The following is a 14,115-nucleotide window of genomic DNA, read 5'->3' as shown; positions in this document are numbered from 1 at the left end:
CAGAGAGGTAGTCATGGCCGAGCGATCATTTGCGAAAGAAGTGGAAGATCTGCGTCTTGGCGAGGGCGAGATCTTTCGCGGCGAAGGAATTCTGGCCATCACCAAGGCGCTCCTTCAGGCCGGTGTATCATATGTCGGCGGGTACCAAGGTTCTCCCATCTCGCATCTGATGGATGTTCTCGCCGATGCGAATGACATTCTTGACGAGCTGGGCGTGAACTTTCAAAGTTCGGCCAGTGAGGCAACTGCGGCAGCCATGCTTTCGGCTTCGGTCATGTACCCCCTGCGGGGAGCGGTAGCCTGGAAGTCAACGGTCGGCACCAATGTTGCATCGGACGCACTGGCCAACCTTGCGTCTGGCGGGGTTACCGGCGGGGCCATGGTCATCATCGGTGAAGATTACGGCGAAGGCTCCTCGATCATGCAGGAACGCACCCATGCCTTTGCGATGAAGTCGCAGATGTGGCTGCTGGACCCCAGACCGGAGCATGAATGCATCGTCAATCTGATCGAAAAAGGTTACGAGCTTTCCGAGGCGTCGAACACGCCCGTCATGCTGGCCGTGCGCGTGCGCAGCTGTCATATGACCGGCAGTTTTGTCTGCAAGGACAACAAGCGCGCCGAATTCACCCTGAAGGATGCGCTGAACAATCCGAAACGCGACCTTGACCGCATCGTGCTGCCCCCCGCCGCCTATGAACACGAGCAGGAAAAGATCCGCCTTCGGATGCCGGCGGCAATAGATTTCATCCGCAAGAATAAACTCAACGAGTTTTTCGGGGAAAAGACGGGCAAGACCGGCATCATCACCCAGGGCGGCATGTACAACAGCCTGATCCGGGCGTTGCAATTTCTTGGCCTGAGTGATGCCTACGGCAATACCAGAATTCCGATCTATGTGATGAATGTGGGCTATCCCACGATCAACGCCGAGGTGGAAGAATTCGCGGCTGGTCTTGATGCTGTCCTTGTCGTTGAGGAAGGTCAGCCCGAATACATTGAACAGTCGATCTCTACCGTGCTCTCGCGCCTCTCTGCCCCGACCAAGGTGCGCGGCAAGGCTTATCTGCCGATGGGCGGTGATTACACGGCTGCGGTTCTGAGCAAAGGCATCGCGCACTTTCTCGAAGATTTCGACCCCTTGCAATTGGGCAACCGCGCGCCGATCCCGGATTCACCACCGATCCTGACCGCGCCCGAAATCTTGACGCTGAAAGGTGTCGTGCCCTCGCGGCCACCTGGTCTTTGCACCGGCTGCCCCGAGCGGCCAATCTTTGCGGCATTGAAGCTGGTCGAAGAAGAGCTTGGCCGCCATCACGTTTCGGCTGATATCGGCTGCCACCTGTTTTCCATTTTGCCGCCGTTCAACATCGGTGCAACGACCATGGGATATGGCCTTGGGGCAGCCTCTGCCTCGGCTTTCAATGTCAAGGCGGACAAACGTTCGATCGCCATCATGGGGGATGGCGGCTTCTGGCACAACGGGCTGACCAGCGGCATTGGCAACGCGGTGTTCAACAAACATGATGGCGTATTTCTGATCGTCGACAATTTCTATTCTTCGGCAACAGGTGGACAGGATGTGCTGTCGTCGCGCGCCTTCAACAAACGGCGCAAGACGAACAACTCGATCGTTGATGCTGTCAAAGGCATCGGCGCAAAATGGGTGCGCCAGATTGACCACACCTACGATGTCACCCAGATGCGCGCGGTCCTGAAAGAGGCCCTGACGACCGAAGCAGAAGGGCCAAAGATTATCGTCGCCTCCTCGGAGTGCATGCTGAACAAGCAGCGCCGCGAGAAACCGCGGGTCAGCAAGGCGCTCAAGGGCGGCAAGCGCACCGTCATCGCCCGCTTTGGTGTTGATGAAGATGTCTGCACCGGAGATCACGCCTGCATACGCCTGTCGGGGTGCCCTTCGCTTTCGATAAAAACGCTGGATGACCCCCTGCGGGACGATCCCGTTGCGAGCATCGACAATACCTGTGTCGCCTGCGGGAATTGCGGCGAAGTTGCGGACGCGGCTGTGCTCTGTCCCTCGTTTTACCAAGCCGACGTTGTGCACAATCCCGGCGGCTGGGACAGATTCAAAAGCAGGCTCACCTTGCCGGTGATCCAGTTCCTGCAAAACCGCCAGGATCGTCTTGCGGTTAACTTCGATGCTTGAGGCGACCATGAAGGACGATACCGTCAAACTCGATCTGGCTGCCGTCGGCCCTGCCACCGAGCGGCCGATTTCCATCGCAATCGTCGCCATGGGCGGTCAGGGTGGCGGAGTCCTGACAGGATGGATTGTCAGCCTTGCCGAAAGACAAGGCTGGGTCGCGCAATCAACCTCTGTTCCCGGCGTGGCGCAGCGGACCGGTGCCACGATCTATTACGTCGAGATGATGCCGCCCGATCCTGCAGGAAGGCTGCCCATTCTGGCACAGATGCCCACTCCGGGCGATGTCGATGTCGTGATCGCCTCGGAATATATGGAAGCGGGTCGCTCGATCCTGCGTGGCATCGTGACCCCGGATCGTACCACGCTGATCGCATCGAACCACCGCTCTCTTGCCATTTCGGAAAAAATGGCGCCGGGGGAGAGCATCGCAGACAGCGGGGCTGTCACCAGCGCCATCGGCATCGCGGCAAAGCGTGAGGTCATCTTTGACATGAACGCCGTGGCCGTTGCACAGGGAAGTGTGATCTCTGCTGCCCTTTTTGGCAGTCTGGCGGCATCAGGTGCACTGCCCTTTGCGCGGGAGGCGTATTGCGAGGTGATCCGCAATGGTGGCAAGGGGGTCGAGGCCAGTCTGCGCACCTTTGCCGCCGCCTATGATCGCACCGTGGCGGGCGATGACCCGCCAAACCTGACCACCGTGCCCGGTTCCGCCGTCCAGATTCCCACGCGCCTGACTGACCCCAAAGCCGACCGTCTGCTGCAACGCCTGCGCAACGAACTGCCGCCCGAAGCGCAAGAGATGGCCTATCTCGGCTTGCGCAAAGTGGTGGATTTTCAGGATGTTGCTTACGGCGACGAATACCTGACGCTTCTTGGGCAGCTCCATCTTTGCGACAGTGCTGCCGGCGGCGCAGAAAGGGGCTGGCTCTTTACCGGACAGGCCGCCAAGTATCTTGCCAATGCAATGACCTATGACGACATCATGCGGGTCGCCGGCCTGAAAACACGGTTGCAGCGCCGCACACGTATCGAAACCGAGCTTGGGGTGTCAGACAAGTCCATCCTGCAAACCATCGAATTCATGCACCCGCGGATGGAAGAGCTGGTTTCAGTCCTGCCCGTCCGCCTAGCAGGATGGGTCATCGCCCGCAAAAGCCTGTACGCTTGGCTCGACCGCCGGACAGACAAGGGGCGACGGGTGAAGACCTATACGCTGCACTGGTTTCTCGCCCTTTCCTTTATTGCCTCACTCAAGCGCATCCGCCGCATCTCACTGCGCCACCAGCAAGAGGTTGCCCATCGCAACGCTTGGCTGGAAAATACAAAGACTCTGTTGGCAATCAACTACGAGCTTGGGGTCGAGGTCTTGCGCTTCCGCCGTCTGATCAAGGGCTATTCCGATACCCATGTGCGCGGACTTTCCAAGTTTGACAAAGTGATGGGCACGACCCTGAGGATCGCCGGGCGCGAGGATGCTGCCTATTGGGCGCGTCTATTGCTCGCCTCTGCCGTCAAGGATCCCTCGCAAGATGGCCTCGACGGAACAATCCGAACCATCGGGACAATCCTATGACATCCGACGCCTCTGACTCACCGCTACGCAAAGCCAACCTGACCCGTCGGCCGACAAACCTGTGGTCGGCTTTCACCGTGTTCCGCCATGGCCAATGCGACCCGGCTGGCATTGTTTACACGCCCAAGTTCTTTGACGTCTTCAACCAGATCATCGAAAAATGGTTCTGTGAGTGCCTTAACATCGACTACTATACTGTGCTGGGACCACGCGGTATTGGTTTGGGATATGCCACCGCCTCGGCCGACTTTTTCATCCCCTGCATGATGGGCGAAAAGATTGAGGTCTTTCTGCGCGTCGCCAAGGTTGGCAACAAATCCTATGCTTTGACCCTGCATGCCATGAAGGGCGAGGACGAGGCGCTGCGTGGTCATTTCGTGACCGTGACCACCAGTCTTGAAACCCGGCAGTCGATCCAGATACCGGATGACATCCGGCAGGCGCTTGTTGCATACGGGGAAAGAACCAATATAGCAAAAGACTGAGGAACGAACACGGAGTAGCCAGTGCTGAACCCAGACATTCAGGATGCAAAGCCAGTAACCAGCGACAATGCGGCGCTGACCGAACGTCAGATGGCTGAGACCCGGTTCTGGCTTCAGGTTCTGAATATCAACAAACTGATCTACGGCGATCTGAATGCGGCGCTCAGCGAAAAGCTCGGGCTGTCTGTGGCCAAGTTCGATGTGCTGGCCCAGCTGTACCGCCGCCCCGAAGGGGTTTCGATGGGTGAGTTGTCGAGGGATCTGCGAGTCAGCAATGGCAATGTCTCGGGTCTGGTCACGCGGCTGCGCAAGGATGGTCTGGTGAATCGCCAGGTGACCAAAACCGACCGCCGCTCCTTTCTCGCCTCGCTGACCGACAAGGGGCGCAAGGTGTTTGAAGATGCCAATGCGCTGCACCGTGAAGTGGTTTCGCAAAAGCTGCAGAATGTCTCTCTGACCGATATTCATGCTGTTACGGCGGGTTTAAAAGCGATGGCGTCGAAGACCAGACGACCCGTTGAAGAAGAACCCGCATGATAAAGTCCGACACACCAAAGCCCCGGCGGCACAGCAAGTTTCCCTTCAGGACACGTGAAAGCCTGCGCCGCTATGTGCCGCATCTGATCACGCGACTGGCACATCGCTGGGCCGCCGATCAGAATGTGGCCTTGGCTGAACTGGGCTGGAACAGCACCATGATGCGGATTCTGGCCTCGTTATCGGCGCATAAAGAACTGACCATCAACGAACTTGCCGTCCTGTCGGTCACGGAGCAGTCGACCACCAGCCGGACAACAGAGAGCCTTGTCACCACTGGTCTGGTCAGCCGCGAAATCAGCGACAGTGATCAGCGCGTCCGTACCGTTGGTCTGACCGAGCTGGGCACTGCCAAGCTCAACGAGATCGGGCCGGTTGTGAACGACCTTTACGAAAAGCTGATCAAAGATATTGATGAAGAAGAGCTGGAAACCTGCATTCGGGTTCTGCAAAAGATGACCGCAAACATCTGCGTCAACAAGATATAGCACCTGCTGCGGGCCACCCGACGGCCCATGCGAAAGGTGCCTCAGCCCCCCCACCGCCAAGGGCGGCGGGGGATGTTTGTGCCGGACACGGCGTGCCCGGCGTTGCCATCATTGCAACAAACCTGGCAGCCAAGTGGCCAGTCCGGGTATCAGGATCAGCAGCACCAGCACCAGCACCTCGATCAGAATGAACGGCATCGCAGAACCGATGATCTGACCAATGCTGATCCCTTCGGGAGCAACGCCCTTCATGACATAGAGCAGCAGGCCAAAGGGCGGCGTCAGCAACCCGATCTCCATCGCAATCAGGATCAGGACCATCAGCCAGATCGCATCGATGTCATAAATTGCCTGCAAGGAATGTGACCCAAGCAGAAAGAACGGCAGAGTTAAAAGCAACATGCTGACCTGATCCATAAAGGCACCCAGAAAAAGCAGGATGCCCATCATCATGAGGACCACAACCAGTTTGCTCATCTGCATCGAGACCATGGCCTCCAGCAAACCCGTGGTTGCCCCCGACACTGCAAGAGCCTGAGTAAAAACCAGCGATCCCGCGATGATGAAGATGATCATTGTGTTGATCTTGACTGTTCCCATCAACGCTTCTGCAATCGCATGCCAAGTAAAATCGACCCCCTCAATCCCAGAGATTGTGATCCGCTTGTTGAAAAGCCGGAAGAAATAGCACGATCCAAGTGCTGCAAGACACCCCATCGCAGCAGCCTCGGTAGGCGAAGCAAACTTGAAGAAAATGCTGCCGACAACAACCACGAAAATCGACATCAAAGGGGTGACATAAACAAAGAATGGGAGCACCCTGTTCAGGACTGACTTGTATGGCCCGTCATAGCTGCGCACCCAGGCCGCCCTGCCGTTGCGATGCCAGGCAAGCGTTATCGGCTTGTCCAGTTGCGCTGTATCCGGATCATAGGCCGGCGCCAGATCCGGGTTGATGATGCAGCGTATAACCACATACGCAAAGAACAGCAGTGCCATCAGCAGCCCTGGCACAATCCCCGCGACCAGCAGCTTTGCCACGGATTGCTGCGCCAGACTGGCCAACAGCACCGCCAAAGAGGAGGGCGGGATCAGCATCGCAATGCCACCAACCGCCATGATCGGCCCCATGGCAATGGCGGGTTTGTAGCCCCGGTTGATCATGTCAGGCAGCAGCACTTTTCCCAGGATCGCTGTATTGGCGACGGTCGAGCCTGACAGCGAAGAAAATACCGTGCCCCCCACAATCGCCACGACCGAAAGGCGCCCCGGCACCCGCAAGATCATCTGTTCGATGGCGCCAATGGCCTTGAAGGCAACCCCCGTCTGCAAGAGAATTTCCCCCATCAGCAAAAAGAGTGCGATGGTCGTCAGCTGATATCCCACAGCTTCGTGGAACTCCATCGGCATGCTTTCCAGTGACAGACGCATGATCGTCCAGTCCCCGACCGAATACCAGGCCCCGATGAACATTGCGGTTCCAAAGAGGTTGGCTGCCATAAAGGCAAAGGCGACAGGCAGTCCCAGAAACAGGAAAAAACAGACCGTTCCCAGCATCAGTGTCAGCGCGAAATACCATTCCATTGATCAGAACCCCGCACTGGCTTCGGCGACATACCCATGCCGGCCGGCACGGAAATATCGCAGAAGAAACTCAATGGTCAGCAGGACGAAAGAAACCGCGAAAACCGTCAGCACGACCCAGTTCGGCAAGCGCAGATCCTTGTCCGGCAAAGTGCCCAGGATATAGGCAGAAACCGTGCTTCTGGTGCCAAGGTAGGCCATGATCCCGCAAAGAGCAGCGCCCATCAGATCCATGACTCTTTCCAGCCAGGCCGCCGCCCGCGCGGGAAGATTAGATATGATGATATCGACCCGCACATGCGCGCCCTGTTGCAGCACCCATGTCGCAGAAAGGAAAACACCAAAGAACAGGAAATATTCCGCCCCCTCATTCAGCCATTCCAGACCGCCCATCCGCAATTTGCGCAGAACGAAATCGAGGGGCACAAGCAGGGTAAACATACCAATCGAAAGCGCGACACAGGCCGCAATGGCTGTGTTTAGTTTTACAAAGAATACTTCAAAGGTCTTGAGCAGATCGGCCATGGCTCCCCCGGAATTCAGCTCGGCACACCGACGACCGGCCACAAGCGGCCAATCGCCTTTGATCAAGTTGCAATGCGATCAGTTGCTCTTGGTAAAAAGGTCTTTGAGCTTTGGCCCGGTTACCGGGTTTTCGGCAAGGAATTCCGACCATGCCGCGTCCTTCGCCATGCTCAGCCATTTTTCGGCATCCGCACCTTCAAAAGTTATGGTCTGGATGCCGTTCTCGGCCTGAGTGGCGCGCATTTTTGCATCCAGATCTTTCGCATAGTCGCTGCTTGGCTCGATACGCACCTCGAACTCAAGGATCACCGAGCTGACGATCTCTTGCGCCTCGGGGCTCAGCGTTTCCCAGCGGGCCAGGTTGGCGATGGTATGAATGGCACCATGGTAAAAGCCCGGATCTACACGGTACTTGGTCACCTTGTACCAGTCTGGTGAAATCCCGCGCAGCGAAAAGCCATAGCCGTCCACCGTCTTGTTCTCCATAAGGGTGTAGACCTCGGGCATGCTTGCCCGTTGCACAGTGGCCCCCATTGCCTTGAAAAACGCGGTATAGACCGGCGAAATCCGTAGGTTCAGTCCGCTCAGATCCGGTTTGTCAATCGGATCGGCCAGATAGACATGAAAGGCACCATCGTCCTGGTGGCGGCCCAGAAACAGCGCCCCCTTGGCTTTCATCAGTTCTTGAAAGTAATCAAGTGCACCGTTTTCCCTCAACTCTGCAAAGGTGTATTCGTTCAACCGCAAGGCCGGAGCCTCGGGGATCAGGTTGCCGAAAAAGGCTTCGGGGCAACCGGCGATGTCGTAGGCCCCCAGCGCAAGCCGCTCGGCGACCTGGAACGGGCTGCCAATGGCAGGCGCGCCACCCAGCAAATCAAGGCGCACAACCCCTTCGCCTCGTTTGTTGATTTCCGCCACCATTTCCTCAAAGGGAACACTGGGCGGACTGCCGATCGGAAAGCAGCTCACGCTGCGCAGCACGGCCACGTCCGCATAGGCAGCGGTGACCGTCAGTATCGGCGCGGCAAGCGTGGCGGCACCAATCAGAATAGATCTCATAAAGTTCATGTTAGCTCCCCTGTGTTGGAAGTTCGCAAGGCACTTCATGGGGCTTACGCGCCCCATTTCTGGCCTGGTATGATTGAAAGTGTCGTCCTGATTGCCCCAATTGCGCTTGGGATCATTTTGGACCGGGTACGCGGTCTGGTATCAATTCAGACCGAAGGCATTGCCGCCCTACCGTGCGACTGGACGCAGATCAATCATGTTTCTCATTGCATCTGGCCAACCTCACGACATTGACGTGCGAAAAGAAGTTTAAGCTCAAAGCAATTTATTTTATATGTAAGATAATGTCAACGCATATAAGTGACGACAGCTCCGCACTCGGAAGTCATGATTTTATCTTTTCTATCAGATGCTAAAGACTATCCCCACGGAAGGAAGCAGGTCAGCGCCCTACAACGACCGGGCCAAGCGCCGCAGCGACAAGCTGCCGGGTGTAGGGATGCTGTGGATTGGCAAAGACCTCTTCGACAGGCCCCTGTTCAACAATCTCGCCTTTGCACATAACCAGTGTCCGGTCACAGACATGGCGCACCACCGCCAGATCGTGCGAGATCAGCAGCAGCGAAAACCCGACCTCATTGCGGAGTTCGCGCAGCAGTTCGAGGATCTGCGCCTGCACCGAAACATCAAGCCCCGAGACGATCTCATCCGCGATCAGCAGGCGCGGGTTTGAACACAAGGCCCGCGCAATGTTTACCCGCTGTTTCTGGCCGCCCGACAACTGGTCGGAAAAACGCCCGGCGACATCCGGCGGCAGCATAACCTTGGCCAGCAACGCAGCAACCATATCCTTGCGTTCCGCAGCCGAAGGCTGGCTGTCCCGCGCTTCCAGAGCCTGAGTGACAAGACTTCCAATTGTCCGGCGCGGGTTCAGTGCCGATTGCGGGTCTTGAAAGACCAACTGCACCTTGTCAAAAAACCTCTCCCGCGGCGTGGTAGCCCGGTCCATCCCCACCACCTCAAGCGTGCCCGAGGTCACATCCTCCAGACCGACGATCATCTTGGTCAGGCTGCTCTTGCCTGAGCCGCTCTCGCCGACAATGCCGACAAATTCGCCCTCCCGAACCTCGAAATTGAGCTCGCGCAGCGCCTCGACCCGCCGCACCCGGCCAAGCCAGTCGTGCTGGCGATAGGCCTTGCCCAACCCCTTTGCCTGGAGGATCATAGCGCTGCCCAAAGTCGGCACCACCTGCTCTGCCGAGGTTGCGGGGGGTGCGATCATCCCGCTGCGTTCGGGCCAGTGACAGGCACTGTGATGCCCGGCCACGATTTCCTCCAGCGCAGGACGCGAGCTGTGGCACCGGGTTTCTGCCAACGGACAACGTGGCGCAAATTCGCACCCCGTCATCACCGTGCGCTCCAAAGGACTTGGCATCGTGCCGGGGAGGATCATCAACCGAGCCTTTGGCCCCGAAAGATTTGGCGTCGCCAGATTAAGGCATCTGGAATAGGGATGCATTGGCGCTTCGATAATGCGTCGCGCAGCACCCGTCTCAACAATCCGCCCTGCGTAAAGAACCGCAACATCGTCGCAGACTTCGGCGGCAAGTTGCAGATCATGAGTGATGAACAGCACCGAAGTATTATGCGTCTCGCGCATGCGGGCAATCAGTTCGACTACCTTTTGCTGGATCGTGACATCCAATGCCGTGGTCGGCTCATCGGCAATCACAAGCCGCGGATGAGAGGCAAAGGCCATCGCAATCAGTACCCGCTGCAACATTCCGCCAGAGAGCTGGTGCGGATAGCTTTTCAACAAATCGCGCGGCCGATCCAACCCGACCTCGCTGAAAAGCTCCACCGCGCGATCTTCGCGTGATTGCGCGGTCCGAAGACCAATTCTGGCCAGGTGATGACAGATCTGATGACCGATGGTGAGGCTGGGATTCAGCGCGCTCATCGGTTCTTGCGGGATAAAGCCGATATCGCGACCCAACAGATCACGGCGCGTTTTGGCGTTCATATCGGTCAGAGTCAGTCCATCAAAGTCGATCGAGCCGCGCGAAATGGCCAGCCCGCGTGGCAGCGTGGCAGCGATGGCGCTGCCAAGCATGGACTTGCCAGCCCCGGATTCGCCAATCACTCCAAGAACCCGACCGGGCCGGATCGCCAGATCGACGCCGTTCAGAATCTTATGTCCGGTCTTCAGCGAAATTTCGAGGTTCTTAATGTGAAGTATGGTCTGATCGTTCATCACTCAGGTGCCCCTGTTCGCGGCGTGGCGTGGGTCCAATGTGCGCCGCAAGCCATCCCCGAAAAGATTGAAGCTCAGAACGGTGACAAAGATCGCCGCAATCGGCAGGGCAAGCCCCCAGGGTGCCCCATACATGTCAATCCGCGCATCTGCGATCATCTGCCCCCAGGCCGGCACATCCGATGGCACACCCATCGCGACAAAAGACAGGATCGCCTCCACCACGACCGAGATTCCCATCTGCAGGCTCAACAGGGTGATCAGCATCGGCAGCGTTGCCGGAAGGATTTCTTTCATGATGACGCGCAGATGCGAAAACCCGATCAGTCGCGCAAAGGCGACATAATCCTGCCCCCGCGCCACCTGCACTTCGCTGCGCAAAACGCGGCAAAATCGCGTCCAGTCCACCAGCACGATGGCCAGAATGACCTTGTCGATGCCAATGCCAAGCCCGGTAATCAACAACATTGACAGCACCACCGGCGGGAAAGACAGCCAGACCTCCACGGTGCGGCTGATGATCCAGTCAACCCAACCACCGAAATACCCCGCGAGGTGGGCAAAAAACGCCCCCAGCAACATTGCCCCCAGCGAAGCCACTGCTGCTACAGTCATTGCTGTGCGCGCGCCGTAAATCATCCGCGAAAGCGTGTCGCGACCCAGACTGTCTGTCCCAAAAAGATGAGCCGCCGATCCCCCATCTGCCCAGACAGGCGGCGCAAGGATATAGAGCAGTTCCTGATCATTCGGGTGATACGGCGCGATCCAGGGCGCAAAAACTCCACAGATCAGCACCAGCCCCACGAGGCTGCCGCCAATAACAAGCCCCAGATCAGGCAGGCGAAACTTTTTCCGCATCATCCGTTCCTCAGCCTTGGGTTCAGCAAATAGGCCAAGGCATCAGCCAAGGAATTAAAAAGCAGCGTTGTGGCGCAATAAATCAACGAGATTGCCATGATCACCGACAGATCCGACGTCTGCATCGCCTTGACCATCAGATTGCCCAGCCCCGGAAAGGAAAAGATCATCTCGACCAGCAGCGTCCCGCCGAACAGGCCACCGAACTGGGTTCCGACCAGAATGACCACGGGCAGCATCGCGTTCTTCAGGGCCTGACCAAACAGGATTTCACGCCCGCTCAGCCCGCGTAACCGTGCCTGCAGGATATAGCTTTGCTGATACGTGTTGACGAGACTGGCATGCAGCACACGCATGATTGTCGGAGAAAACGCCAGTCCCAGCGCCATGACCGGAAGAGCAATGTAATGCAGCGCACTGAAGAAAGCTCTGAAATCCCCGGTCAAGAGGGCATCAATCAGCAGGAACCCGGTTTGCGTGGGAACCTGCATGCCCGGTTCCAACCGGCCATTGACCGGAAAAATCGGCATCAACACCCCGAGCACAAGAATGAACAGCAGCGCCAGCAGGAAATCCGGCAAAGCCATCACCGCAGAGATCACAACCAGCCCAACCGTCTCAAGGACTGTGTCGCGCGCAGAGAAGACCAACAAACCGCCACCAACCCCGACGCCAACGGCAAAGACCAGCGCGCAGATCACCAGCTCTATCGTCGCAGGCAGACGATCCAAGACAACGGCTGCGGTTGACATGCGGTATTGCGATGACTCGCCCAGATCACCCGCAACGGCCCCCTTGGCCCAAATCGTGTATTGCTCCCAAATCGGCCGGTTCAGCCCCATTGCCTCGCGCTTGGCTTCTACCTGCTCGATGGTGGCTGACGGTGGCAGCGACATCTGGGCCGGATCAACGGGCAGAATCCTCAACGCGCCAAAGACCAGAATCGTCACCACCACAAAGACCGGAATGATCGCCAGAAGCCTTCGGGCCAGGATGCGAAGAATAGCAATGATCAAAACCGCGCCTCCTTGGCACCGAAAGGGGCGTGCCAATGCCGGATCTGGCAATGGCGCGCGATTGTTGTGACCCAGCTTGTTACGACGTAATGGCGTGAGGCCGGATCAGACCATTGGCCCAGGGCTTCAGCTCGATGCCCTTGCGATAGCCAATCGTCTGAATTGCCTGCAACAGCGGGATCATTGCCCCTTCTTCGATGAGGAACTTGTTGAACGCCTCATACCCCTTGATGCGCTTGTCGTTGTCCGGCTCGCTCAGCAGCGGTTTGATCATCGCCGTCACCTCGGGTGTGCGGTAGGTTGCAAACGGCAGATCGGCGTCAAACATATTGCCGGCAAAAAGCTCGGGATCGCCGGTGCCGTTTTCCCAGACAAACAACGAGGCCGGGGGCAACTTGGCCGAGGCGTTCAGCTCATACCATTGCGACTCGGTGATCACTTTCAGATTGGCCTTGATGCCAACCTTTTCCCACATGGTCACAATCGCGCGGGCAATATCATAGTCACCGGGGAACTGACCGTTGGTGGTGGCGAAATCAAGGCTGACAGGATTATCCGGGCCAAAGCCCGAAGCCGCCAGTAGTTCCTTGGCTTTTGCGTCGTCAAAGTCAAAATGGAAGTCAGGAAGAAAGCCTGGCATGCCGGGGATGGTGGGTTGATCAATCGTGACAGCATCACCGCCAAAAAATGCTTTTGACAGCAGAGACTTGTCAATCGCGTGATGCGCAGCAAGGCGAATGTTGCGGTCGGCAAAAACACCATCGGCGCGGATCGTGACATAGATGATGCGCGCAATCGGGTTGGTGACAGCGTTAAAGGCATCACCCTGCTGCAGGCGTTTTATGTCGCGGATCGACAGTTCGGTTGCAAGATCAACCGTGCCGGATTCAAGCGCGGCCAACCGCGCCGTCGGATCTGGGATGATCTCTATGGTGATCCGCTTGATCAAGGGAAGCTCGCCCCAGTAATCATCGCGCCGTACCAGCACGATGCGGCTGTCGCGCTTGTACTCCTTCAGCACATAGGGACCAGAGCCCATGGGGCTGGTTTTCATCCCCTCGGGACCGACTTTTTCCGCATAGGCTTTCGATACGATATAGCTTGCGCTGAAGCTCAACCACTGCGCCACAATCGGGAAAGGCTTGGCGAAATGCATCACGGCTTCGGTGGGCGACAGAATCTCGATGTCAGACACCGTGCCGAAGCCTACGGCAAGATCCAGTTCCTCACCTTTGTTCAGCCGCTCAAAGAAGGTATAGCGAAAGTCTTCCGTTGTCAGTTTTGTGCCGTCGGAAAAGGTCACGTCATCGCGCAGCGTGACTCGCATGCTCATCGCGTCTTCCGCCAAAGCCCAGTCGGACAACACGCCTGACGTAAGCTTCAGATCGCTCGTCTGGTCAATCGGCTGATCGAAGACCATCTTGAGAATTGTCTGCGGATCAGGTGACAGACGCTGATTGGGGTCCCAGGTGGCGGTATCCGTGGTCCAGGCAATGGCGAGATTGTCGATTTCTCCTGCAAAGGCAAAATCTGGCCGCACGAGCAAGGCACCGCCCGTCATCGCCGCGAGCTTCATGAAAAGACGCCTATCGACTGTATTCATCTGAGAACCCCTGTTGC

At 57.4% G+C, this 14,115-nt stretch carries 12 protein-coding genes; 5 read left to right on the top strand and 7 right to left on the bottom strand.

All coding sequences use genetic code 11. The features are described from left to right. Window positions 1–13: 13 nt before the first annotated feature. The 5 genes from D1012_RS17775 to D1012_RS17755 are packed head-to-tail and all read left to right on the top strand — an operon-like array spanning window position 14 to window position 5,250. Complete coding sequence (locus D1012_RS17775) at window positions 14–2,167, top strand: thiamine pyrophosphate-dependent enzyme (protein ID WP_118155448.1); 2,154 nt, start codon at window positions 14–16, stop codon at window positions 2,165–2,167. Between the two features lie 7 nt (window positions 2,168–2,174). Further along, window positions 2,175–3,740, top strand: a complete 1,566-nt coding sequence (locus D1012_RS17770; protein WP_118155528.1) for an indolepyruvate oxidoreductase subunit beta family protein — start codon at window positions 2,175–2,177, stop codon at window positions 3,738–3,740. Beyond that, the gene (locus tag D1012_RS17765) at window positions 3,737–4,225 is read left to right on the top strand and encodes an acyl-CoA thioesterase (protein ID WP_118155446.1); all 489 of its coding nucleotides are present in this window, start codon (window positions 3,737–3,739) and stop codon (window positions 4,223–4,225) included. Before D1012_RS17770 ends, D1012_RS17765 begins: the two co-directional genes overlap by 4 nt. Window positions 4,226–4,246: 21 nt before the next feature. Continuing rightward, complete coding sequence (locus D1012_RS17760; protein WP_233517170.1) at window positions 4,247–4,762, top strand: MarR family winged helix-turn-helix transcriptional regulator; 516 nt, start codon at window positions 4,247–4,249, stop codon at window positions 4,760–4,762. Continuing rightward, window positions 4,759–5,250: a MarR family winged helix-turn-helix transcriptional regulator gene (locus tag D1012_RS17755; RefSeq protein WP_118155444.1), complete on the top strand. Its 492-nt coding sequence runs from the start codon at window positions 4,759–4,761 to the stop codon at window positions 5,248–5,250. Before D1012_RS17760 ends, D1012_RS17755 begins: the two co-directional genes overlap by 4 nt. Before the next feature lie 108 nt (window positions 5,251–5,358). Here D1012_RS17755 and D1012_RS17750 read toward each other — a convergent pair whose 3' ends face one another. The 7 genes from D1012_RS17750 to D1012_RS17720 form a co-directional block, all read right to left on the bottom strand. Next, a complete protein-coding gene (locus D1012_RS17750) occupies window positions 5,359–6,834 on the bottom strand; it encodes a TRAP transporter large permease (RefSeq protein WP_118155442.1) in 1,476 nt (491 codons plus the stop codon). Window positions 6,835–6,837: 3 nt separating this feature from the next. Continuing rightward, the gene (locus tag D1012_RS17745) at window positions 6,838–7,359 is read right to left on the bottom strand and encodes a TRAP transporter small permease (RefSeq protein WP_147335736.1); all 522 of its coding nucleotides are present in this window, start codon (window positions 7,357–7,359) and stop codon (window positions 6,838–6,840) included. 78 nt (window positions 7,360–7,437) lie between these two features. Continuing rightward, complete coding sequence (gene dctP, locus D1012_RS17740) at window positions 7,438–8,427, bottom strand: TRAP transporter substrate-binding protein DctP (RefSeq protein ID WP_158569388.1); 990 nt, start codon at window positions 8,425–8,427, stop codon at window positions 7,438–7,440. Between the two features lie 382 nt (window positions 8,428–8,809). After that, on the bottom strand, window positions 8,810–10,621 hold the full coding sequence (locus D1012_RS17735; protein ID WP_118155526.1) for a dipeptide ABC transporter ATP-binding protein: 1,812 nt from the start codon (window positions 10,619–10,621) through the stop codon (window positions 8,810–8,812). Window positions 10,622–10,624: 3 nt separating this feature from the next. Then, window positions 10,625–11,479, bottom strand: a complete 855-nt coding sequence (locus D1012_RS17730) for an ABC transporter permease (protein ID WP_233517169.1) — start codon at window positions 11,477–11,479, stop codon at window positions 10,625–10,627. Continuing rightward, a complete protein-coding gene (locus D1012_RS17725; protein WP_118155434.1) occupies window positions 11,479–12,495 on the bottom strand; it encodes an ABC transporter permease in 1,017 nt (338 codons plus the stop codon). Before D1012_RS17725 ends, D1012_RS17730 begins: the two co-directional genes overlap by 1 nt. Window positions 12,496–12,574: 79 nt before the next feature. Next, on the bottom strand, window positions 12,575–14,098 hold the full coding sequence (locus D1012_RS17720; protein ID WP_118155432.1) for an ABC transporter substrate-binding protein: 1,524 nt from the start codon (window positions 14,096–14,098) through the stop codon (window positions 12,575–12,577). Window positions 14,099–14,115 lie beyond the last annotated feature (17 nt).

The sequence above is a fragment of the Pseudotabrizicola alkalilacus genome, from assembly GCF_003443995.1.
Lineage (GTDB): Bacteria > Pseudomonadota > Alphaproteobacteria > Rhodobacterales > Rhodobacteraceae > Pseudotabrizicola > Pseudotabrizicola alkalilacus.
This window is presented reverse-complemented; position numbering and strand designations above follow the sequence as displayed.